Origin of the sequence: Altibacter sp. HG106 (genome assembly GCF_028561755.1) — a bacterium.
Lineage (GTDB): Bacteria > Bacteroidota > Bacteroidia > Flavobacteriales > Flavobacteriaceae > DFVG01.
The window spans coordinates 409656-433644 of record NZ_JAQQTD010000003.1; the positions used below are offsets into that span (position 1 = coordinate 409656).

Below are 23989 nucleotides of genomic sequence, written 5' to 3' on the forward strand. Positions count from 1 at the left end.
GCAAAAACCATCGCGTATGAAAACCGTTGCACCCTACCTGCTCTTTGGTCTGTTTTTCTTTATCTATGCTTGTGATCGAAAGGGGTCTCAAGAAACAGACAACCTCTACGAATTTCAGGAGTATATTGTTTCACATTCCTTCGGAAATCAAAGTATTGCGGAACCCATACGGATAGAATTGGCACAACCCGTCACGCAGTTGGAACCCGATCAAACACTTCCGGATGGCATTATACAAATAGCACCAAAGGTACAAGGACAATGGGTATTGGAAAATAGTACTACGCTCCGATTTCAGACGGAAAATTATCTGGAACGCGACAAAGAGTATGCGATTACCGTGGCGCTTCACAAACTTTTTGAAGGTGTCCCCAAGGCAAGAAGGTCCTATACCTTTGCGCTGAAGACCTTGGCAGCCGACTTCAAACTGAGCCTTGATGCGCTCCAATCGTACGATGCGAATTGGCAGTACGCCGAAGGTGTTGTAGAAGCAGCAGATGTGCTCTCCCTTCGTGAAGTAAAAGAATTAGTGTCGGCTACACAGGAGGGTGAAGATGTTGAAATAGTGTGGCCTTCGGAAGCTGCAGATTCGCGGTTATTTACCTTCACCATCGATAGCATTCAGCGAAAATCGGAGGCTAGCGAAGTGACCATTTCGTGGGATGGTGCCTCACTAGATTCAGAAACTGAAGGGTCTTACGTACTCAAGATTCCGGGAATAAAGGATTTTAAGATGATCGATTGGAAAACCTCACGAGATCCTGAAGATGTACTGACGCTAAACTTTTCGGACCCCTTGCTGGCCTCTCAAAATTTTCAGGGGCTGATCACGCTTTCCGGAGACGACGACCTCCGTTTCGAGACCAATGGTAACCTCCTTTATGTGTACCCCAGCACGGCACTTTCGGGAGATGTGGAGCTCTCCATATTCGATGGCGTTAAAAATCGGTTTGGCATCCAATTGTCCAACTCGGTAGAGGAAACCATTCGCTTCGAGGCCATTGCTCCTGCGGTTCGTTTGTTGTCTAAAGGCGTAATTCTTCCCAATGCGGCCAACACCCCAATTTTCTTTGAGGCGGTAAATCTTTCCAAGGTAGATGTTCGGGTCATTCAAATCTACAAAAACAATATGTTGCAATATTTACAGCAGTCCAATCTTTCAGATTCTTATTATTACAACATTCGCAATGTAGGAAGACGTGTAGCCAAAAAAACACTCGATCTCTCCAATGGAAATTTGACCAAAGAAAACAGCTGGACCGCCCACGGCATCAATCTATCAGACTTTTTTGAAGCGGAACCCGGAGCTTTGTATCAACTTGAGTTTAGTTTTGAACCGCAATATGTCATGTATCCTTGTAACGGGGCGTTAGAGGCGTTAGCAACAACAACCCTCGATAATTGGTCGGAAACAGAACGAGAAGAGCAGTATTGGGATAATGAACTCTACCGCTGGCGTAACTACAGTTACAACTGGAGAGAGCGTGACAATCCGTGTCACGAAGCCTATTACCATGAAGACCGCATCGCCCGCATCAATGTACTTGGAAGTGACCTCGGACTCATTGTAAAAAAAGGGGCCAATGCCTCCTATCACTTTGCGACCACCAATATCCTTTCGGCCCGTCCCGAACCAAGAGTACGCATTCAGCTCTATAATTTTCAGCAACAGCTCATTGAAACCGTAACCACCGATGGAGACGGATTGACCTTATACGATAGTGATGTTTCTATTGCCTTTGCCATAGCGCAGAAAGGCGATCAATACGCCTATGCCAAACTGAGTGATGGAAACGCCCTTAGCTTAAGCCTGTTTGACATCTCCGGAAAAAAATTACAGAAAGGCCTAAAGGGTTTTATGTATACGGAAAGAGGCGTACATCGTCCGGGAGACAGTATTCATCTTACCTTCGTTCTGAATGATCTCGCCAACCCCATTCCCCGCGGACATCCCATAGTGATGTCGCTTACCGATGCCCAGGGAAAACTGGTGCAGCGCACCGTACAGCACGCCAAGCAGCCCAATGCTTCCAACGACACGCCACATGATCATTTTTATTATTTCCCGTTGGCTACCGATGCACAAGCGCCAACCGGTACCTGGAATGCACGGATTACTGTGGGCGGCGTAGCATTCGACAAAACATTACGCGTGGCTACCGTTAAACCCAATCGCCTGAAAATTAAACTGGATTTCGACAAAGAAGTTCTCGACGCTACCGAAGCTGTTACCGGCAACGCACAGGCCCTTTGGTTGCATGGGGCACCGGCACGGAACCTTAAGATTGATATAGAAGCAACCCTTCGCACGGCCAATCATCCTTTTGAGGCCTATAAAAAGTATCAATTTCAGGATCCGGTACGCAGTTTTGAAGAACAAACCCTTCCCATGCTACAAACCACCTTATCTTCAGAAGGCAGCACCCGCTTTTCAAAAAAACTGGAACTCAACAAGCAAGCTCCGGGAATGCTACAAGCCACCTTCCTCACGAAAGTATTTGAAGGCGGTGGTGATTTTTCAATAGATGTGTTCAGTAAGCCGTTGGCGCCATTTTCCCATTTTGTGGGCGTCAAATCTCCAGAAACCGATCATTATGGGTCGTATACCACTGGAAATGACACGTATTTCGATCTGGTTACGGTAAACGCACAAGGAGAAGCTAGCGGCAATCGAGCCCTCAAAGTAGAAGTGTTTCAAATTGAATGGCGCTGGTGGTGGAATCGAGGAGAAGACAATTTGTCTCGCTACGAAAATGCTACTGTACATCGACCTTATAAAACCATGGAAGTGCGTTCTGACGTCAAAGGAAAGGCACAGTTTTCACTGAATATTCCACAGGAGGAAGGGGGGCGTTTTCTGATTCGGGTAATCGACACAGCCTCGGGTCATGCTACGGGCCGCGTAGCTTATTTTTATGATCAATGGTGGCGTGCGCCGTCTGAAGGAGATTCTGATAGTGCAAAAATGCTGGTGTTCTCATCCAACAAGGAAACCTACCAAGTTGGCGAAGAAGCAGTCATCACCTTTCCTTCAGGAAGTGAAGGGCGCGCCCTATTAAGCATTGAGAACGGTACCGAAGTACTACAAACCTCCTGGGTGGAGACACAGAAAGGTGAAACCCAGGCGAAGATAAGGCTCAGTGAAGACATGGCTCCGAACGTCTACGTGAATATCTCCTTGCTTCAACCCCATGAACAAACTAAGAACGATCTTCCGGTTCGATTGTACGGTGTGATTCCCCTTTCCGTAGAAAACCCGAATACACAACTAACACCTCAAATAAACATGCCTTCAGAACTCAAACCTGAAGAAACCTTTACCGTACGCGTTTCCGAAGCAAACAATAAATCCATGACGTATACGGTCGCCATTGTAGATGAGGGCTTGTTAGACCTCACCCGTTTTCAAACGCCGCCGATTCACGAGGCCTTCTATTCCAAAGAAGCGCTAGGGGTAAAAACCTTCGATATTTTTGATGACGTGATTGGCGCCTATTCGGGAAACGTCAATAATATTTATGCGATCGGCGGTGGCGATGCAGCGGCCGGTGCGAAAAACCGAAAAGCCGATCGTTTTCCACCGGTTGTTCGATATCTGGGTCCGTTTTACTCAGCAGCCGGAACTACTGTAAAGCACCAAATAACGCTACCAAATTATATCGGCTCGGTGCGTACCATGGTGATTGCTGGAAATGCTAAAACAGCTGCCTACGGAAGTGCCGAAACCACCACTCCGGTACGAAAACCGCTCATGGTATTGGCATCCATACCAAGAATGCTGTCCCCCGGTGAAAAAATCACCGTGCCCGTAACGGTGTTTGCCATGGAAAAGAAGATCACACAAGCGCGTATTCAACTCAGTGCAAGCAACGGATTGAAAGCATTGCAGGGAACCTCTCGTACGTTGCAGTTTGCCGAACCCGGAGAGCAAATGGTAGCGTTTGAGTTTGAGGTGACTTCTGAAGAAACTGTGCAGCAGCTCACCGTAAACGCCTCAGCAAATGGAGAGACGGCCAAATATCAGGTGGAAGTGGCTGTGGAAAATCCAAACCCGATGTCGCTTCGCACCAAAACGGTAACACTTAGTGGCATGGAAGAAATTACCGTACCTCTGGAACCTTTTGGTGTAGCAGGGTCTAACAGCGCTGAAGTCACTTTTTCTACGCTCCCTCCCATGGAATTTTCAAGGCGCATGGAATACCTCATCAGGTATCCCCATGGATGTGTGGAGCAAACCACCTCCGCCGCCTTTCCGCAAGTATTTCTAGAAGCAATTTTTGACCTTTCCGCGGCACAAAAACAAGCCATTCAGAAACATGTGGAGCGCGCCATTGAGAAACTCGGCACCTACCAAATGACCAATGGAGGCATGGCGTATTGGCCGGGAGAGCAAGAAGCAGATTTGTGGAGCACCAACTATGTGGGTCATTTTATGTTGGAAGCCAAGAAAAAAGGATATGGCTTACCCATCTCGTTCCTTAGCAATTGGACCCGTTTTCAGAAGAAAGAAGCGCGCGCCTGGCGAAACGGCAGTACTTCCTACAACACCTCGCTTATCCAAGCGTATCGATTGTACACACTCGCTTTGGCAGGGGAGCCAGAATTGGCCGCGATGAATCGATTGCGGGAATCCAAACAATTATCCAATGAAGCCAAATGGCGTTTGGCTGCTGCCTATGCCATTGTTGGAAAAGCAGGCATAGCCGAGCAATTACGACAGTCTGCTACAATAGTGTTTGAGCCTGAGCGCGCAAATCGTTACCATTACGGCTCCCCGTTTAGAAATCAAGCTATGGCTTTAGAAACCCTGATAATCTTAGAAGATCCGGGACAACGGTCATTGGCCGAATCTATTGCAAAAGAATTGTCGTCAGACCAATGGCTAAGTACTCAGGAAACCGCCTACGCGCTCCTCTCACTTGCCAAAATGGTGGACGCTTCCGGAGGAAAGGAACTAGGGGTGGGGTTTGCCACGAACGGTCAGAACGGAACGGTGACAACGTCGAAAGCTCTGGCGATTCGCAATTTAGGTGCCTCAGATCGTTCTCAATCGATTCGCGTGACCAACCAACGGGACAATGTGGTTTACGTCACGGTACTCCAACGAGGTAAGCTACCATTGGGAGCGGAGTTGGCCGATAGCAACAACCTGAGCATCAAGGCGAGCTATCTGGATGGTGCTGGGGCTCCACTAGACATAACCTCTCTCCGGCAAGGAACGGAAATTAATGCCCAAGTAACGGTAACGAACACCACCAACAATCGCATAGACAATCTGGCGCTGACCAAAATTTTCCCCGGCGGCTGGGAAATTGTGAACACCTCCTTCACCGAACTGGCGGGTGGAACGCAAGGAGCGGCACGATATACTGATATTCGAGATGATCGAGTCAATTTTTATTTTGCCCTCGATCGAAAGGCCTCTAAAACGTTTACCGTCAAACTCAATGCTTCTTATTTGGGCAGCTACTATCTGCCAGGTACGCAAGTAGAAGCCATGTATGACGCCCGTTATTATGCAAGAAACAAAGGGATGTGGATAACAGTACAGCGGTAGTGAAGATACGAACGATACATATGAGGAGGCGACTCAAAAAATATCGCTGGTGGATGCTGGCCGGACTCACGGTACTGCTCTTATGGATTTTTTGCTTGCCTTCTCCCTTATTCAAGGATCCTACCGCCACTCTCGCTGAAACGAATGACGGAACCTTATTAGGAGCGCGCATCGCAGACGATGGGCAATGGCGTTTTCCTGCAGCCGATTCGGTGCCGTACAAATTTGAGGCTTGTATCCTGCAATTTGAGGATGCTTATTTTTATCAACACCCCGGCTTCAACCCGGTTTCAATGGGGAAGGCGCTTTGGGGGAACCTCACCGCTGGTCAACGCAGAGGCGCGAGTACGCTGACGCAACAGGTGATACGATTATCGCGCAAACAGCATTCGCGCAGCTATGGCGAGAAGGCGATCGAGCTATTTTTAGCCACTCGATTGGAGGCCGGATATTCGAAGGAAGAGATTCTTTCCCTCTATGCCTCGCATGCGCCGTTCGGGGGGAATGTGGTGGGGTTAGAAGCGGCCTCTTGGCGTTATTTCGGACTCCCCGCACAACACCTTAGTTGGGGGCAAATGGCAGCGTTGGCTGTGTTACCCAACGCCCCTTCTCTGATCTTTCCGGGTAAGAATGAGGTATTGCTTCGGAAGAAAAGAGACTTTTTACTTCGCAAATTGGTTGCCGAAGGCATCATCGATGAAACTACTTATCAGCTCGCTCTGGACGAACCGCTTCCGGGAAAACCGTTTCCCCTTCCCGATTTGGCATCCCATCTTACCGAACGCATACAGAAGGAGCATCCCGGTAAGCGCATCGTCACAACCATTCAGCCACAACTACAGAAGAAGATCAACACGCAGGTGGCGCTGCATCATCGACAATTATCTCAAAATGAAATTCACAATATGGCGGTTTTAGTTCTTGATGTAACTACAAAAGATGTACTTGCGTACGTAGGGAACGCACCTACGAGCAAAGAGCATCATCGCTACGTAGACATTATTGATAGAGCGCGAAGTACCGGTAGTATTCTAAAACCTTTTCTCTACGCCTCGCTTCTGAACAGCGGAGAACTTCTACCGCATACGCTAATAGCTGATGTGCCTACCGTGATCAATGGATATGCGCCCGAAAACTTCAACCGTTCGTTTCAAGGAGCGGTTCCGGCCAGCACCGCATTGTCTCAATCGCTTAATGTACCCGCAGTTCGTCAATTACAATCTCACGGACTGCAACGCTTCTACAACAAATTGCAGCGTATGGAATTCAAGAGCATCCGAAGAGCCCCCAACCATTACGGTCTCTCCCTAATTCTGGGAGGCGCTGAAAGTTCCTTGTGGGAAATTACACAGGCGTATGCCGGTTTGGCCCATACCCTCAATGTATTCAATCAGACTTCCAGTGAATACCCGGCGTCGGCTTTTGGCACTCCCAATTACGTATTGTCTGGCGCGGTGCGCTCGGTAACCCTACAACCTCAGCCGCAACTCTTCGATGCAGGCGCCATTTACAAAACCTTCGAAGCCATGCAGCAAGTGAACCGTCCTGCGGAAGAAATCAACTGGAACATCTTTACAGGCGCGCAACCCATCGCCTGGAAAACAGGTACCAGTTTCGGATTTAAAGACGCATGGGCCGTTGGGGTCACTTCAAAATATGCTATTGGCGTATGGGTAGGTAACGCAGATGGTGAAGGCAGGCCCGGACTTACGGGAATACAAGCCGCCGCCCCCTTGCTGTTCGATGTGCTTGGGAGTTTGCCTCGAAGTGAAGGATTTGCAGTTCCCTACGATGCCTTAAAAGAAGTCACAACCTGTAGCCAATCGGGACACCTCGCCAGTATCTTTTGTGACCAAACCCAGCAAGAATGGATTCCGTTGCGGGGAACTCGGACGCCGCCGTGTTCGTACCATCAGCATGTTTCGGTAACAGCTACAGAGGAGTATCGTGTTAATTCCTCTTGTTACCCGTTAGAAGACATGATTCAGAAGTCCTGGTTTTCGCTGCCGCCTATGATGGAATACTATTATGCCAGACAACACCCTGATTACCGTCCGTTGCCCCCGTTCAGACAAGGGTGTTTTCAAGAAGCGGAACAACTCATGGAACTGGTGACGCCAAAACCTCGTGAAACCATTCTTATCGCCAGGGATTTCAGAGAAACCCCTCAGGAAGTTGTGTTCCAACTCGCACATCGTTCTTCCGAAACCAAAGTGTACTGGTATTGGGAAGGCGCGTTTATAGGCACAACCCAAACCTTTCACGAACAGGTTTTGTCGGTAGCTCCGGGGACCTATATGTTGACCGTTATCGACCAACAAGGGAATCAATTGCAACAACAAGTGGTAATTGAATTCGCTTCCTAGCCCATCGATTTTTTCCGTACTTTGTTGGCATGTCGGTGAAAGCACTTCTTTTTCTGTTTTTAGTAGCGGTGGTTGTTACAGGATGTGATACCCAATCGAACGAAATAGCTTCCGAGGTTGTTCTTTTTCCGCAGCCCCAAGAATTGCTTCTGAAAGGAGGAACCTTACGCTTCGGAAAGGATCCAACACTATATGCTGATCCTGATTTTGAACAGGCTACGCGATGGTTTCGGCATTATTTGGCTGATGGCCCTGGATGGAAGCTAAAAACCACCACCGAAGCCGAGGCAAACATTCGCATCGATAAAGATACCACACTGGGAGCAGAAGCCTATCGGCTAAACATCTCGGAAAAAGGGTTACATATAACGGCTCGAACCAATGCCGGTGCGTTTTACGCACTTCAGACACTGCGACAATTACTACCAGCAACATTTGAAATGCAACATACGGTTCCGAGAGGGGCTGTGACGCTTCCTACCTTAGAAATAGCGGATGCTCCGGCCTTTTCGTATCGAGGGATGCATTTGGATGTGAGTCGGCATTTCTTTCCGAAGGAATTTATCAAAGAATACCTATCGTATCTCGCACTACTAAAAATGAATACCTTTCATTGGCACCTCACCGATGACCAGGGATGGCGAATTGAGATTAAAAAATATCCCAAACTCACGGCGCAAGGTGCGTTTCGAGAAGAAACACTCGTTGGACACTACAATGATGTTCCACGCACTTACGACGACCAACGCTACGGAGGGTTTTATACGCAAGAAGACATCAAGGAAATTGTAGCCTATGCCCAATCCTTAAACATCCGTGTAATTCCGGAAATCGAAATGCCCGGCCACGCCCAAGCGGCAATCAGTGCTTATCCAGAGGTAGGATGCACTGGGGAGCCCGTGCCAGTGGCCACAGAATGGGGCATCTTTGAAAATGTATTTTGCACCAAACCGGAAACGATGCAATTCTTGAAAGATGTCTTATTGGAAGTGATGTCTCTTTTTCCGGGCACCTATATTCACATTGGTGGCGATGAGGCTCCCAAGACCCACTGGAAGTCTTGTGCTGATTGTCAGTTTCGAATGCTGAAAGAAGGAATTGCTTCCGAAGATGCATTGCAAAGTTGGTTCATTGAAGAAATAGAATCCTTTGTCAATGACCATGGCAAACAGATCATTGGGTGGGATGAGATCCTGGAAGGTGGCTTGGCGCCCAATGCTACTGTGATGTCATGGCGCGGTGTTGAAGGCGGCATCGCAGCAGCCGAAGCGGGGCATGATGTGATCATGACACCCACCTCACATATGTATTTTGACTATTATCAAGATTCGCATCCAGAGGAACCTTTAGCGATTGGTGGCTACCTACCCCTCCAAAAAGTACTCGCCTTTTCTCCAGTTCCGGAAGGGTTATCACCGGAAGCCTCGCACCACATCTTGGGAGCTCAGGGCAATGTTTGGACGGAGTATATGTCAACTTCCGAACAAGTAACGTACATGATCTTCCCGAGGATGATCGCCTTGTCTGAAGTCGTTTGGTCGGGTTCCAAAAACGATCCAGAAAAGGCATATTCAGAATTGCTACATCGTTTACCAAAATTTCAGCAACGCTTAACCATAAAAGGTATCACACACTATAATCCGTTACAACGTTTGGACATCACGTTTAGCTTGGCAAGGGACACCCTTTTCGCCATTGTTGAAACACCCTTATCTAATGCTACCGTGAGGTATGAATACGCAGAGGAGGTTCAGACATATTCCGCGCCGGTACCGCTCACCACTTCCGGAACCTTCAGGGCACAAATGATGGAGGGAGAGCAAGCGGTGGGACACGCGTATAGCACTCATGTAAAGATTCATCAAGGGATTGCTTCAACCCTAAGTGTAAGTACCCCGCCCCACCCTGCTTACGACGAAGGAGGCATCAATGCCCTTTACAATGGCGTTCTGGGAAGTAGCGAACGCTTTGGGGATGGCGAATGGCTGGGATTTTGGGGAGAAGATATTGCCATAGCGATGGAATGGAACACCCCTATTGCTATTTCGAAAGTAGAGACCCGGTTTTTTGAGGCCAAGGGTCAGTGGGTATATGCGCCAAAGCAAGTACTCGTAGAATGGACAACCGCTGAGGGTATGAAATACTCAAAAACCATTGAAGTTACCGCTTCAGACACCGATACCTCGCTTCGAAACCTGACATGGAACGGGGAGCTTCCGCAGCAAAAGATCAAGAAATTAGTGCTTCGAATTCCTTCCTATGGCACCATACCCCAAGGAGCCCAGGGGGCAGGAAACCCTGCCTGGACGTTTTTGGATGAATTGGTTATTGAATAAAATTTATGGAGGTAGAGATTTGCGCTAATTCTTATGAGAGTGCTCTAGCCGCACAAGAGGGAGGCGCCCATAGAGTCGAACTTTGTGAACACTTAGGAGTAGGCGGACTCACCCCTTCGGAATCCTTATTAGAGCAGGTGCTCACCACCCTATCTATTCCTGTGCATGTGCTTATTAGGCCCAGAGCTGGTAATTTTGTGTATTCGGAAGACGAGCGCATGACAGTTTTAAATACCATTGAACGCTGTAAAGAACAGCATTGTGCAGGTATTGTGGTGGGCGCATTAACGTCAAAAAATGAAGTGGATGTAGCTTTTCTGAAGCAAATAGTAGCCGTCTCCGAAGGAATGCACCTTACCTTTCACAGGGCATTCGATCATGTTATGCAACCTCTAAAGACCCTGGAAACGCTCCTAGAAATGGGGATGCATCGGTTATTGAGTTCGGGACAATGCGCAAACGCGATGGAAGGCTTGCCTTTGCTCCTTCAACTATTAGAACAAAGCGACAACAGCATGGATATCATGCCCGGTGCCGGAATACGCCCTTCGCATATCGTACCCTTAAAACATCACGGGTTTAAACACGTGCATCTCTCGGCGATCCGAAAATCTGATCCTCCCCCCACGGCTCATTTCTTCGACACCGGGGTACAGGGAACTACTGATGTGGGAATCGTACGTGAGGTGGTTCGACTTGCTAGCAGGTAGACGCTATCTCAAAGGAAATCCTTTGGCCGCCCACCAGGGATGAATTTCAATCACCAGCCGCCCTGCCTTTACCATAGGATCCATATTTGCCAGACTATCTGCCATTTGCAAGGTAGGTACGTTATAAATGGTGATTCCTCGAATATCCCCATCGTCTCCAAACGGTCCGGAAATATCGGCATATCCTTCTTCGTACATCCTTCCTAAATGGGCCAAATGAAGCTGTTGCAGACTATCGGCTACCGCCTTCGTTTGCGAACGATTAGGCCCTCGTTTTAAAAACGCTAAAAAGTATTGCTGCATAATAACGGTATCACCACTCGCTTCATCCACATAATCGAAGATCTGAAAGCCTCCATCGGTTAGCTCTTTTTTAAGTTCAGCTACCGCTTGGGCAGGAGCTTCTTCGGGACAAGGCTCCATGATATATTCGCGCTGTACTTTCGACTCGCATGCCACGAGTACAGCCGTCAAGGCACACAATAGATACATATATTTCATTGGTTCCAGGTATTAAATGGGTGTTTTAGTAAATAGGCGTTATAATAGCGTACTTCACCGGTCACTTCCTTTCCTAACCAGGTGGGTTTTGCTACCGGCTGATCTTCCTGTGTGAGTTCTACTTCGGCAAGAACCAAGCCTTCATTCTCCCCAAAAAACTCATCCACTTCAAAAATAAGTCCTTCGTAGGCAATTTCATAACGAATTTTATCAATCTGTCCCGGCTCACAAAGCGCGAGCAAAGCTTCCGCTTCTTCAGCGGGAATTGGATATTCCCATTCCAGTCGCAACGTTCCGGCCTCATTGCTCTTCCCTTTTACGGTGATATATCCTTTCTGGTCTTTCACGCGAACGCGCACACTTCGCTCAGGATGTGTATTTAAGTATCCCTGAACGATCTGATAGCGGCATCGCGCCTCCGATCGGTAGCTGTTACTATTCACTAAGTACTTTCGTTCAATTTCCTGCATCGTTTGAAATTCGCCAGGGCGGGTTTTTACGGTGGTCTCCCGCATGATAAATAATAATTTGATTGTTCGAGGGGTCTCTTAGTCGCGCTTCGGTCCATAACCACGACTGTTCTACCGGGCCTTCATCTACAGCAATACCTTTGGTTCTTAGCTCGGTTACTTTGGCCGCGACATCGTTCACTTCAAAATAGGTATAGACGCCCGAACCCTTGGGAAGGTTGTCCACTTTATGTACTGAAAAGGTGCTTCCCCCCTTAGGACATTCAAAACGAGCGTAGGTATCTTCTGTATAGACAATTAACTGCAGCCCTAAGGCCTCGTAAAACGCTACAGAGGCGGCTACATTTATGGCAGGCACAGTAACTTGGTTTAGGTTCATTGCAAGCTGATTTTTTTAATTTCGTTAGAAGGGATGCGATCTTTCTGATAGCTGTTATGGGATAGAAAAATCATCGCCCGTGCAATTTCTTCCGGTTCGATCATTTTGTATTTCTTCGGAATCAAAAAAGAAAAGGCAGAAAAGACCCCTTGCGCCAAGCGCTCTCCCAAACGCTTTTCATCACGGTTTCCGCCAATCAATGAGGGCTGTAAGATAAAGGCCTTTGAAAGATCCATTTCTAACACGGCTTCTTCCATGTTACCTTTAACGCGATTGTAGAAAACCCTACTATTCGAGTTGGCTCCAAGTGCAGAGACCACTATAAACGCAGGAATTTCGTTGCTCTTACAGAGTTTGGCCGCGCTTACAGGAATACCATAGTCGATGGCGCGGTACTGCTCTTTATCGGGTGTCTTCGATTTTGTCGTGCCGATACAGCAAAACACCACGTCACCGGTAAACTGCGCAGCCATGTTTTCCAGTTGCGTCAGATCGGTGATGAAGGTTTTGATTTTTGGGTGTTGTACGGCCACCGGGCGCCGACTAAAAATCTTCACTTGCGCAAAGCGTTCGTCCTCCAGCAAAAGTGAGAGTAGGCACCCACCCGTAAGTCCGGTAGCCCCTAATAGAATAGCAGTTTTAGACATGGCCTTGGGTTTCGATCATAGCGTGCGAAATTCTTGCTTAAAGATATTAAATTTACATCATGGACGCCGCTATCCCCATTCGAAAGATTATTCATGTAGACATGGATGCTTTTTATGCATCGGTCGAACAGCTGGATCGACCAGAGTTACGCGGCAAGCCCATTGCGGTGGGTGGCGGCGGAAAAAGAGGGGTGGTAAGTGCGGCGAGCTACGAAGCAAGAAAATTTGGGGTTCACAGTGCCATGAGCGGTGTCTTAGCACGAAAGCGCTGCCCGGAACTCATCTTTGTAAAAACCCGATTTGATCGCTATCGAGAGCTGTCGCAACGCATACGCACCATCTTTTTCGAGTATACCGATTTGGTGGAGCCTTTATCCCTGGATGAAGCCTATTTAGACGTTACCGAAAACAAAAAAGGAAACCCCAGCGCCACCCTTATCGCTTCAGAAATAAGAGCAGCCATCAAAGAGAAGACCGGATTGAATGCTTCCGCAGGTATTTCCATCAACAAATTTATCGCCAAGGTGGCTAGTGATATCAATAAGCCGAACGGACAAAAAACCATTCCGCCCGAAGAGGTGTTGTCGTTTCTGGAAGGTTTGGATATAAAAAAGTTCTATGGGGTGGGCAAGGTGATGAAAGAAAAAATGTATCGACATGGCATCTATACCGGTCGGGACCTGAAGGATAAATCGATGGAATATTTGGAGGCTAACTTCGGAAAGAGCGGCGCCTACTATTACGACATTGTGCGTGGCATCCAACACAGTAAGGTAAGTCCGTCACGAACCCGCAAGTCACTTGCAGCCGAACGTACGTTTCGGGACAATATCGCTTCCGAAGTCTTTATGCTGGAGCGCTTAGAAGAAATTGCTGAAGAAGTGGAACGCCGACTTCAAAAAAGTAAGGTAGCCGGTAAGACGATCACACTGAAAATTAAATACAGTGATTTCAAATTGCAAACTCGAAGCAAAACGCTGCCACTATACGTGGCGAGCAAAGACCTGATTATGGAGCATGTTAAAGATTTGTTATTCCAGTCGAAAATGGAAAACTCGGTACGTTTGTTGGGAATTTCCTTATCGAATCTAAACACCGAAGAAAGGAAAGCTGCGGTTGAGAAAACGGTTGATGTACAATTAACTCTCGACTTTTAAGCGTTCTCACTTCAATAAAACCCAAGCGGAAACGTTTTACCTGTATGACACACTACTACTTTTTGAATCTGAATAGTAACTTAAATCTCAAACACGATGAAAAAAGTAGTTTTCCTTTGCACTGCAACAGTGCTCGCCCTTTCCCTCCTCTCCTGTAAAAATGACCGCACCTCTGAAGTCGCTACTTCAGAAATTGACCTTCAAACTCCGAAAGACCTGGCCCTTAGCGAGTCTTCAGAAAAATCAACCCCCTTTTTGTATGTCACGGCTCCCAGCGGCTTAAGTTTACGCGAATACGGAAATTTGCAAAGCGAACGATTGGCCCGTATGCCCTACGGAACACGGGTAGAAGTGATTGAGGCTGAAACGAAACCTACGATGACGGTTGGGGATATCAAAGGCGGCATGCATCATGTGGCCTATAACCATAAAAAGGGATTCGCTTTTAACGGATATTTATCGCGCTATTTTCCACCGGAAGCCGGAGTATCTGCGAAGGGCTATGCCTTAGAATTACAAGAATTCTTTCCGGAAGTCACTTTTTCGGAAAGTACTGGAGGCACAGTAAGTAAGCCTAGCAATACGGTACGTATCTCCTTGCCCGGTGCCCAATGGCATGAAGCCTTTTTTACCGCACAACGATTATATGATTTCCCAGATGCCTTTACATTTCCCGGAATGCGCGGTAAAGCGAAAGAAATCATCGAGGAATCAGTGACAAAAGACGGTACATGGACGAGTCAGTTGCAGGTAACACGAACCAACAACGAGCTGCAAAAGATCACCTATGTGTACACATCTGCTCAGTATAATTGGAGTGTCGAGATTGTTTCCAATGGGGACGCCATGGTACTCTCCCGAACGGAGATCGTGAAGTAATTAAAAGCCCCCAACTTTGGGGGCTTTTCTTATTTATTTAGACTGCGAAACCCGAAGCGTATTCACCATCCCTTTATCGGCAATTGGCATGGCCGCCAGGTTGATTAAATAATCTCCTTTCTTTACAAAATTTCGTTGGGTTGCGATCTTGTTGACATCATCTACCGTTTCGTCGGTACTTACATATTTATCGTAATAGAACGAGGTGACTCCCCAGAGTAAATTCAATCTACTTAGAATCCTTTTATTGGAAGTGAATACTAAGATATGGGCGTCGGGTCGCCAGGCGGATATTTGAAAGGCGGTGTACCCGCTATTGGTCAAGGTACATATGGCTTTGGCTTCAATCTCATTGGCCATCAAGGCCGCGTGATAACAAACCGATTTTGTCACATAACGATTCGTGCGTATGTGAGGTGGCTCTAAAGGCACCTGAATCAAGTCTGAGTTTTCCACATTTTTACAAATATTGGACATCGTTTCTATCACCTCCACCGGATATTTCCCTACGGAAGTTTCCCCCGAAAGCATCACAGCATCGGCACCGTCCATGACGCTGTTCGCTACATCGTTTACTTCAGCACGTGTGGGGGTTAAACTGGAGATCATGGTTTCCATCATTTGAGTGGCAATAATCACCGGAATGCGTGCCTTTTTTGCCGTTAGTACCAATTGCTTTTGAATGAGCGGCACGTCGGCTGCAGGTACTTCCACTCCTAAATCACCACGCGCCACCATGAGTCCGTCACAATACGCAACAATCTTATCGATGTTCGCTACTGCTTCCGGTTTTTCTATTTTGGCAATGATCGGTATTTTATATTCACTATGGGCTTCAATCAAGGCCTGAAGCTCCTTTAGATCTTCCGCATGACGCACAAAGGAAAGCGCAATCCAATCGACTTCTTGTTCAATGGCAAATACCGCATCCTTTTTGTCTTTATCGGTAAGTGCAGGGAGTGAGATATTTGTATTGGGGAGATTAACTCCTTTTTTAGAGCGCAGCGGACCGCCTTGAAGAACCTTTGCCGTAACCTCTTCTTTTTTATCGGTTTCCATGACCTTGAAGATCAGTTTACCATCGTCTAACAGGATTCGTTCCCCGGGGTTCACATCATGTGGGAAGCTGTCATAATTCATGTAAACGCGTTCGCGCGTCCCTTCAAATTCTTTGCCGGTGCAGAATTTGATGACATCTCCTTTTTTTACCACCACTTCCTCCTTCATGATCCCAACACGTAATTTGGGCCCTTGTAAATCGGCGAGAATAGCCGTTCCGGATTCGAGCTCTTCACTCAGTGATCGAATCATTTTAATTCGCTCTCTGACATCGTCATAGCTGGCATGGGAGAAGTTGATACGAAACACATCAACCCCTGCCTTGATCATCTTTTTCAGGGTATTCTTATCGGAGGTTGCCGGCCCTAAGGTGGCAACTATTTTGGTTCGTTTTCTTGCAGGCATTAGTTGAATATTAAATTGTTTTTTGATTTTATAGCTTCGGAAGCAATCGAATAAGCCGAAATGACATGGCGAATCTCGTTGATCTCAAGTAAAAGCTTTCGCAGTGAAGGCGGGGTGTCTTCCGACTGGATTTTCAGAAAGAAGTCTACGTTCTTATATTCCGGAAGCAAATAGTGGGTTCTGGTGTTTTCTTCTTCCGAAGTACTAAATAGTCCGCCTCCCGAAACCATTTTGGCTTCCACCGACTTACATTTATTGGCCACCAGGTGATACTGAATATCATGCTGTGCATGTTCATAGGTAAACCATGGAAACGTAATGGAAAGCCCGTTTTTAGACAAATCGATATCGGTTCGCTCTCGATGCAACCGCATGTGGGTGTGTTGATTTAGTAAGTACGCCATCTTATAATCGGCTTCGCTACAGTGAATCGCCACTAACGAATACACCTCATCACAAGCCTCATCCAAAACCAATTTATAGTGTCCCACGGAAGTAAATTTACTTAAAAATACACATAGTTTACACGAAGTACGCTATGGAAGCCTCCCTATTTGTAACGAAAACGTTTGCGAAAAGAACACTAAGTTCTAGCTTTCGATGTGTTGCAAGACTATTGAATTTCTCTGTCGATTGCGTCTTGAAGTTTGTAGTAGGCTCTTTTGGCAGCGCGTTCTTCTGCTTTCTTTTTAGACGTGGCTCTGGCCTTAGCGACCACCTCTCCGTCTAAATGAAGTTTTACGCCGAAGTGTTTCAGGGTGTCGGCTCCAGTGTCTTCAAAAACAATAAATCGAAAACTCTTTTTCTTCTTTTGACACCATTCAATAAACAAGCTCTTATAGCTAATGATCTTTCCTTCCAGTCGTTCAATATCGACATACGGATCGATGACGCGCTTATAGATAAATTTTTCACAATACTTATATCCCCGATCCAGATAAATGGCTCCTACCAGCGCCTCAAATACGTTACCGTGTACGTTGCCGCCAAATTGCTCTAAGGGAATAGATGTCTTTAAGTGCTTGATGAGCTCTAGATCGCGCCCCAATTCGTTTAGGTGTTCTCTACTCACCACTTTGGCGCGCATTTTCGTTAGGTAGCCTTCATCTCCTGAGGGAACTTCTGTAAATAAATGAGACGCAATGACCGCGCTCAGCATGGCATCCCCCAAAAATTCAAGGCGTTCGTAGTTCTGAGCGGCTCCTTTGGTGTTCGTTTCGTTCATCGAACGGTGTGTAAAGGCCTCACGATAGATACTAATATCCTTAGGTTTAAATCCGAGGATTTTTTTAATGGTATAAAAAAAATCCCCGTCCTTTTCAGCACGAGGATTGAATATGTCTTTAATTTTGGCCATTTACATTAAGCGTCCCATTTTTTGAACAGTACGCAGGCGTTATGTCCTCCAAAGCCAAAGGTATTGCTCATGACGACATTAATTTCTCGTTCTTGCGCTTTATTAAGCGTAAGATTAAAAGAGGGATCAATATTCTCATCGACGGTCGTGTGATTAATGGTAGGAGGAACAATTCCGTGCTGCATCGATAAGATTGACGCAATGGCTTCGATGGCTCCCGCCGCACCGAGTAAGTGACCCGTCATTGACTTGGTTGAATTGATGTTGATTTCCTTGGCGTGTTCTCCAAATACTTTCGTGATGGCCTTAAGCTCGGCAACATCTCCTAAAGGAGTGGAGGTTCCATGTGTGTTAATGGCATCTACCTCTTTTGGATCCATGTTGGCGTCGCGCAAGCAATTGAGCATAACGCGTTCTACACCAATGCCGTCTGGATGCGGCGCCGTCATGTGATAGGCATCACTAGACATCCCACCGCCAACAACTTCCGCATAGATTTTAGCACCTCGCTTTTTAGCGTGCTCGTATTCTTCTAGGATCAGGGCCCCGGCACCTTCTCCTAACACAAACCCATCTCTTGTGGCATCAAAAGGTCTGGATGCTGTTTCCGGACTTTCGTTACGAGTTGATAAGGCATGCATGGCATTAAAACCGCCCATCCCTGCTTGGGTAACTGCGGCTTCGCTTCCGCCGGTTACAATAATATCACAATGCCCCAATCGAATGTAGTTAAGGGCATCTATTAAGGCGTTAGCAGAAGAAGCACAGGCAGAGACCGTTGTATAGTTAGGCCCCATAAAGCCGTGCTTAATCGAGATATTTCCGGGAGCGATATCTGCGATCATTTTAGGAATGAAGAAGGGGTTGAAACGCGGCGTTCCATCCCCTTCTGCAAAATTTATTACTTCATTCTGAAAAGTCTCCAACCCGCCAATTCCGGCACCCCAGATAACACCAACACGAAATTTGTCAACATCATCAATATTGATTTGGGCGTCTTCAATGGCTTCGGAAGAAGAAACAAGCGCATACTGAGCAAAGCGATCCAGCTTTCTTGCTTCCTTTCGATCAAAATGATCTTGTGGGTCGTAATTTTTTATTTCACAAGCGAATTTCGTCTTAAACTTTTCCGTATCAAAATACGTAATAGGCGCACAACCGCTTTTCCCATTTTTTAACCCTTCCCAGTACGCTGAGACTGAATTACCAATAGGAGTTAACGCGCCTAGACCCGTTACGACAACTCGCTTAAGTTCCATAAATATGTATTCTTATTTCGCGTCTTCGATGTAAGAAATAGCTTGACCTACGGTAGCGATATTTTCCGCTTGATCGTCTGGAATCTGAATGTCGAATTCTTTTTCGAATTCCATGATAAGCTCTACCGTATCAAGTGAATCTGCCCCTAAGTCGTTAGTGAAGCTCGCTTCGTTAACAACTTCGTTTTCGTCAACACCTAATTTGTCTACGATGATTGCTTTTACTCTTGATGCAATGTCTGACATAATGTTTGAATTTTAGATTTTAATTAAGTGGCAAAAATAAAATATTTTAATTGAAAACCCCATTTTGACTGTAAAATGTGATTACCAAGTTAGGAATTTTTAAGCGAAGTAAATCGCCATTGCCTACTTTTGTGATGAATTTAATTAATATTTCGTTGAACCCCCTCTTCCGTCCAAATGAAAAAACGTATCGTCATCTTTGCTTCCGGAAATGGTACCAATGCCAAAAAGATCATTGAATACTTTCAGTCGTCTGAAACAGCCGAGGTGATTCAGGTCATCGCAAGCAAGAAGGATGCCAAAGTTTTGGAAGTCGCTGATTCACATCATATTGCTTCCGAATTTATTCCCAAAGAAGGCTTTCAGAATCCTGAAAAACTGATTGAAAAACTTCAGTCTCAGAAGGTAGATCTCATCGTTCTTGCGGGGTTCCTTCTGAAGATCCCACCCGCATTCGTGGAAGCGTTTCCGAACAAAATTATCAATATTCATCCCGCCTTATTGCCAAAGTTTGGCGGCAAAGGAATGTACGGCAAGTTTGTTCATGAAGCGGTCGCCGCTTCCGAAGAAAAAGAAACCGGAATTACCATTCATTATGTAAATGAACAGTATGATGAGGGCGCGATTATCTTTCAGACGGCCGTCCCCGTAGCAAAAAACGACACGCCTGAACAGATTGCAAAGAAGGTACAACACCTGGAGCATCAACATTTTCCGAAGGTTATTGAAACGCTCTTAAGCACTCCAAATGAGTAAGAAAAAACAAAAATATTATGTGGTTTGGTTTGGGAATCCTACCGGTATCTTCGACAGTTGGGAGCAATGCAAAAAAGCGATTGCAGGGATTTCTGGCGCCCAATACAAAAGTTTTGAAAGCCTGAAAGAGGCTCAGATCGCCTATAATAAGGAGTATAAGGATTACAAAGGGAAGGGTGGAAGCAAGAAAAAAACCCTCACCAAAGCGCAGTTGGAGGCCATTGGCGAGCCTAACTTGTTTTCTATCGCAGTAGATGCCGCCTCAAGCGGCAACCCGGGTGTGATGGAATATCGTGGAGTGGACACCCAAACACAGCAACAACTTTTTCATCAGGGACCCTTTCAGCAAGGCACTAATAATGTAGGAGAATTCTTGGCCCTAGTACACGGACTCGCCTACTTGAAGAAAAATAAGAGCGATCGTATTTTGTATTCCGATAGCAAGATCGCCATGGGGTGGGTGCGTCGTAAAAAGTGCAACACGAAACTCAAGAAAACCGACAAAAACAAAAAGCTCTTTGAATTAATTGCCCGGGCAGAAGGTTGGTTAAAAACAAACACGTATACCACTACGGTGGTAAAATGGGAAACCAAAGCCTGGGGAGAAATCCCGGCAGATTTTGGTCGGAAATGATCCCATAGAGCACCTTTCTTTTTATCACAAAAGCTGTATCTTTGCCCCTTACTTTTAACCCCCTTACATGAGCAAGCTCGTAATTGTTGGAACCGTAGCGTTCGACGCCATTGAAACCCCATTTGGAAAAACCGATAAGATCTTAGGCGGTGCCGCCACATTTATAGGATTGGCAGCTTCCCAATGTGATGCAGACGGAGCGATTGTTTCTGTGGTGGGTGGTGATTTTCCGGAAGAATATATTGCACTTCTGAAAAACCACAATTTAAACGTTACTGGTTTGGAAATCGTGAAGGAGGGAAAGACCTTTTTTTGGAGCGGAAAATATCACAACGATATGAACACGCGTGATACCTTGGTAACCGAACTCAATGTATTGGAGAACTTTAATCCGAAAGTTCCAGATACCTATCACGATGCCGAAGTAGTGATGTTAGGTAATTTACACCCGGCCGTACAACTGGGCGTGATAGAACAGATGCAAGCGCCCAAACTCATTGTGTTAGACACTATGAATTTTTGGATGGATCACACCTTGGATCTTTTGAAGGAAGTGATCGCTAAGGTAGACGTTATCACCATAAATGATGAAGAGGCCCGGCAGCTTACGGGAGAGTATTCATTGGTGGTGGCCGCGAAAAAAATCATGGAAATGGGCCCTTCTCATGTAGTTATTAAAAAAGGAGAACACGGTGCCTTGTTGTTTCATATGGAGGAGGTCTTCTTTGCGCCGGCACTTCCGTTGGAAGAAGTTTTTGATCCCACCGGTGCGGGAGATACTTTTGCAGGCGGATTTACAGGATATTTGGCGAAGACAGGCGACTACAGTTTTGAAAACATGAAGAATGCCATTATTTATGGATCGGCACTCGCCTCCTTTTGTGTAGAAAAATTTGGAACCGAACGGCTGGTACATCTGTCGAAGAAAGAAGTACACCAACGCTTGCAACAGTTTCAGCAGTTGACCCAATTTGATATTGAACTAGAATAATCCTTCGCCCTGAACTTTCGGGGCGTTTTTAGTATATTTTAAGCCTATGAGCGACGCCTTAAAACACGAATGTGGAATAGCCATGATTCGGCTACGGAAACCTTTATCGTACTATAAAGAGAAATACGGAACTGCTTTCTACGGAGTCAATAAAATGTACCTCATGATGGAAAAGCAGCACAACCGCGGACAGGATGGCGCCGGTTTTGCCAGCATCAAGTTGGATGTCGCTCCGGGAGAACGCTATATTAGTAGAATTCGCAGCAATGCTTCCCAACCCATTCAGGATATTTTTTCGCAAATTAACGAACGTATCAATACCGAGTTTAAGACACATCCGGAATTGATTGATAATGTGGCGGGGCAAAAGAAACATATTCCCTATATCGGGGAAGTTTTCTTAGGCCATGTTCGCTACGGAACTTTTGGCATCAACAGTGTGGAAAATGTGCATCCCTTTCTCCGCCAAAACAATTGGATGCACCGGAACCTCATTATCGCCGGGAATTTCAATATGACCAATACCAATGAGCTGTTTAATAATCTCATCAAGTTGGGAATGCATCCGAAGGAAAAAGCCGATACGATAACCGTGATGGAAAAAATCGGGCACTTTTTGGATGATGCGGTTCGGAAACTGTATAAAAAAGCGAAGAAAAAAGGCTTGAACAAGCGCGAGGCGAGTCCGTATATCGTGGAACACCTTAACGTCGCTAAAATCTTGCGGAAAGCGGCTAAGGACTGGGATGGCGGATATGCCATGGCCGGTATGCTAGGCCACGGGGATTCTTTCGTGCTTCGTGATCCAGCGGGTATAAGGCCCGCCTATTATTATCAAGATGATGAAGTGGTGGTGATTGCTTCAGAACGACCGGCCATTCAGACCGTTTTTGATGTTGCTTTTGAAGATATTCAGGAGATAACGCCCGGTCACGCCGTAATCATTCGTAAGGATGGGAGCCTTTCCGAAGAACAAATTTTATCCCCTCTAGAACAGCGGTCTTGCTCTTTTGAACGTATCTACTTTTCACGCGGAAGCGACGCAGAAATTTATCAGGAACGAAAGGAGTTGGGGCGCTTGGTAATGCCTCGGGTGCTTGAGAATATCAACTACGATACCGAAAATACGGTCTTTAGTTTTATTCCAAATACGGCGGAAACGTCATTCTACGGCATGCTAGATGCAGCTCAAAACGAGCTTAACAAGCAAAAAAATGAAGCGATACTGAAGGAAAAAGACAACATGACCTCAGCGCGTTTGCAGCAAATTCAAGCCCATAAGATTCGAACGGAAAAAATTGCCATTAAGGACGTTAAGCTTCGCACTTTTATTACGGAAGACAGCAGCCGGGATGATTTGGTAGCACACGTTTACGATGTAACGTATGGTGTGGTACAACCTGGAGATAATTTAGTGATTATTGATGATAGTATTGTTCGCGGAACCACCTTGAAGAAAAGTATTCTGAAAATGTTGGACCGCCTTCAACCGAAGCAAATTATTGTGGTCTCTTCTGCACCGCAAATTCGCTATCCTGATTGTTATGGTATTGATATGGCGCGCCTGGAAGATCTGGTAGCCTTTCAAGCGGCCCTGGCGCTTCACAAAGACCGGGGCACATATGATGTTGTCGAAGAGATTTATCACAAAGCAAAATCGCAACTTGAGAATCCGGAAGGGGAGATCGTAAACCACGTTAAGGCCTTATATGCGCCATTTTCAGATGAAGAGCTTTCGGATAAAATATCAGAAATCATTCGCGACGAATCTTTACAGACTCCGGTGAAACTTATTTTCCAAACGGTGGACGATCTGCATAAGGCGTGCCCTAAGAATCTGGGTGACTGGTACTTCACGGGAAATTATCCCACCGAAGGAGGAAAGCAAGTGGTTAATCGTGCCTACGTTCATTTCTTTGAAGGCAATCCTGAACGCGCCTATTAGGGTACAATTTAAGCCGATTGATTCAAATTTGTGTCGTTCATCGAATTTAATTGTCCGTTCATCTAAAAGTAGGAAAAGTCTGATTTCGTTTCAGAATTTTAACATTATATTTGACCCATACCATAGCATAAGTAGGTTAAGTTCATGGTAAGATTTGGGGCAAAAAAGGTGAATTCTTATTCACCTTTTTTATTTGCACCAAATCACAAACGGGGTGGCGAGCTAACATCCCAACATAATTCCAAATAGCACCAACTAACCGCGAGCCGTTTCTCCACTTTCCATATTCTTATTCACCTTTTTTATTTGCACCAAATCACAAACGGGGTGGCGAG

General features: G+C 46.2%; 19 protein-coding genes. 10 read left to right on the forward strand and 9 right to left on the reverse strand.

Translation table 11 applies throughout. The features are described from left to right. Nucleotides 1-16 precede the first annotated feature (16 nt). From PO830_RS07195 to PO830_RS07210, 4 genes are read left to right on the forward strand one after another with little or no spacing between them, the layout of a single operon-like run. Entirely contained in the window at nucleotides 17-5557 is a 5541-nt protein-coding gene (locus PO830_RS07195; protein ID WP_272852863.1) for an alpha-2-macroglobulin family protein, read from the forward strand. Further along, a complete protein-coding gene (pbpC, locus tag PO830_RS07200) occupies nucleotides 5536-7923 on the forward strand; it encodes a penicillin-binding protein 1C (RefSeq protein ID WP_336375864.1) in 2388 nt (795 codons plus the stop codon). The genes PO830_RS07195 and pbpC overlap by 22 nt, the downstream gene beginning before the upstream one ends. Before the next feature lie 29 nt (nucleotides 7924-7952). After that, nucleotides 7953-10259 carry a beta-N-acetylhexosaminidase gene (locus PO830_RS07205; RefSeq protein ID WP_272852864.1) on the forward strand — a complete coding sequence of 769 codons (2307 nt, stop codon included), beginning with the start codon at nucleotides 7953-7955 and terminating at the stop codon, nucleotides 10257-10259. A gap of 5 nt (nucleotides 10260-10264) precedes the next feature. Continuing rightward, nucleotides 10265-10969: a copper homeostasis protein CutC gene (locus tag PO830_RS07210; RefSeq protein WP_272852865.1), complete on the forward strand. Its 705-nt coding sequence runs from the start codon at nucleotides 10265-10267 to the stop codon at nucleotides 10967-10969. 3 nt (nucleotides 10970-10972) lie between these two features. On the opposite strand, the gene PO830_RS07215 is transcribed toward PO830_RS07210, so the two are convergent. From PO830_RS07215 to PO830_RS07230, 4 genes are read right to left on the reverse strand one after another with little or no spacing between them, the layout of a single operon-like run. Continuing rightward, the gene (locus PO830_RS07215) at nucleotides 10973-11470 is read right to left on the reverse strand and encodes a YciI family protein (RefSeq protein ID WP_272852866.1); all 498 of its coding nucleotides are present in this window, start codon (nucleotides 11468-11470) and stop codon (nucleotides 10973-10975) included. After that, nucleotides 11467-11985 (reverse strand): CYTH domain-containing protein, encoded by a 519-nt coding sequence (locus PO830_RS07220; protein ID WP_336375865.1) that lies wholly within the window; start codon nucleotides 11983-11985, stop codon nucleotides 11467-11469. The genes PO830_RS07215 and PO830_RS07220 overlap by 4 nt, the downstream gene beginning before the upstream one ends. Then, nucleotides 11927-12319, reverse strand: a complete 393-nt coding sequence (locus PO830_RS07225; RefSeq protein ID WP_272852867.1) for a VOC family protein — start codon at nucleotides 12317-12319, stop codon at nucleotides 11927-11929. Before PO830_RS07225 ends, PO830_RS07220 begins: the two co-directional genes overlap by 59 nt. Continuing rightward, a complete protein-coding gene (locus PO830_RS07230; protein WP_272852868.1) occupies nucleotides 12316-12966 on the reverse strand; it encodes an NAD(P)H-binding protein in 651 nt (216 codons plus the stop codon). The genes PO830_RS07225 and PO830_RS07230 overlap by 4 nt, the downstream gene beginning before the upstream one ends. A gap of 59 nt (nucleotides 12967-13025) precedes the next feature. Here PO830_RS07230 and dinB point away from each other — a divergent pair, with 59 nt between their 5' ends. After that, on the forward strand, nucleotides 13026-14123 hold the full coding sequence (dinB, locus tag PO830_RS07235; RefSeq protein WP_272852869.1) for a DNA polymerase IV: 1098 nt from the start codon (nucleotides 13026-13028) through the stop codon (nucleotides 14121-14123). A gap of 96 nt (nucleotides 14124-14219) precedes the next feature. Next, nucleotides 14220-15002, forward strand: a complete 783-nt coding sequence (locus PO830_RS07240) for an SH3 domain-containing protein (protein ID WP_272852870.1) — start codon at nucleotides 14220-14222, stop codon at nucleotides 15000-15002. Nucleotides 15003-15035: 33 nt separating this feature from the next. Here PO830_RS07240 and pyk read toward each other — a convergent pair whose 3' ends face one another. From pyk to PO830_RS07265, 5 genes are all read right to left on the reverse strand, one after another. Continuing rightward, nucleotides 15036-16466 (reverse strand): pyruvate kinase, encoded by a 1431-nt coding sequence (gene pyk, locus PO830_RS07245; protein WP_272852871.1) that lies wholly within the window; start codon nucleotides 16464-16466, stop codon nucleotides 15036-15038. Next, entirely contained in the window at nucleotides 16466-16957 is a 492-nt protein-coding gene (locus PO830_RS07250) for an IPExxxVDY family protein (RefSeq protein WP_272852872.1), read from the reverse strand. The genes pyk and PO830_RS07250 overlap by 1 nt, the downstream gene beginning before the upstream one ends. Before the next feature lie 122 nt (nucleotides 16958-17079). Next, entirely contained in the window at nucleotides 17080-17823 is a 744-nt protein-coding gene (rnc, locus tag PO830_RS07255; RefSeq protein WP_272852873.1) for a ribonuclease III, read from the reverse strand. A 5-nt stretch (nucleotides 17824-17828) separates the two neighbouring features. Beyond that, nucleotides 17829-19082, reverse strand: a complete 1254-nt coding sequence (gene fabF, locus PO830_RS07260; RefSeq protein WP_272852874.1) for a beta-ketoacyl-ACP synthase II — start codon at nucleotides 19080-19082, stop codon at nucleotides 17829-17831. Nucleotides 19083-19094: 12 nt separating this feature from the next. Next, complete coding sequence (locus PO830_RS07265; protein WP_024768509.1) at nucleotides 19095-19328, reverse strand: acyl carrier protein; 234 nt, start codon at nucleotides 19326-19328, stop codon at nucleotides 19095-19097. 177 nt (nucleotides 19329-19505) lie between these two features. Here PO830_RS07265 and purN point away from each other — a divergent pair, with 177 nt between their 5' ends. From purN to PO830_RS07285, 4 genes are all read left to right on the forward strand, one after another. Beyond that, on the forward strand, nucleotides 19506-20084 hold the full coding sequence (purN, locus tag PO830_RS07270) for a phosphoribosylglycinamide formyltransferase (protein WP_272852875.1): 579 nt from the start codon (nucleotides 19506-19508) through the stop codon (nucleotides 20082-20084). Further along, complete coding sequence (locus PO830_RS07275) at nucleotides 20077-20718, forward strand: ribonuclease H family protein (RefSeq protein ID WP_272852876.1); 642 nt, start codon at nucleotides 20077-20079, stop codon at nucleotides 20716-20718. Before purN ends, PO830_RS07275 begins: the two co-directional genes overlap by 8 nt. 67 nt (nucleotides 20719-20785) lie before the next feature. Beyond that, nucleotides 20786-21709 (forward strand): PfkB family carbohydrate kinase, encoded by a 924-nt coding sequence (locus PO830_RS07280; protein WP_272852877.1) that lies wholly within the window; start codon nucleotides 20786-20788, stop codon nucleotides 21707-21709. A gap of 46 nt (nucleotides 21710-21755) precedes the next feature. Then, entirely contained in the window at nucleotides 21756-23654 is a 1899-nt protein-coding gene (locus PO830_RS07285) for an amidophosphoribosyltransferase (RefSeq protein WP_272852878.1), read from the forward strand. Nucleotides 23655-23989 lie beyond the last annotated feature (335 nt).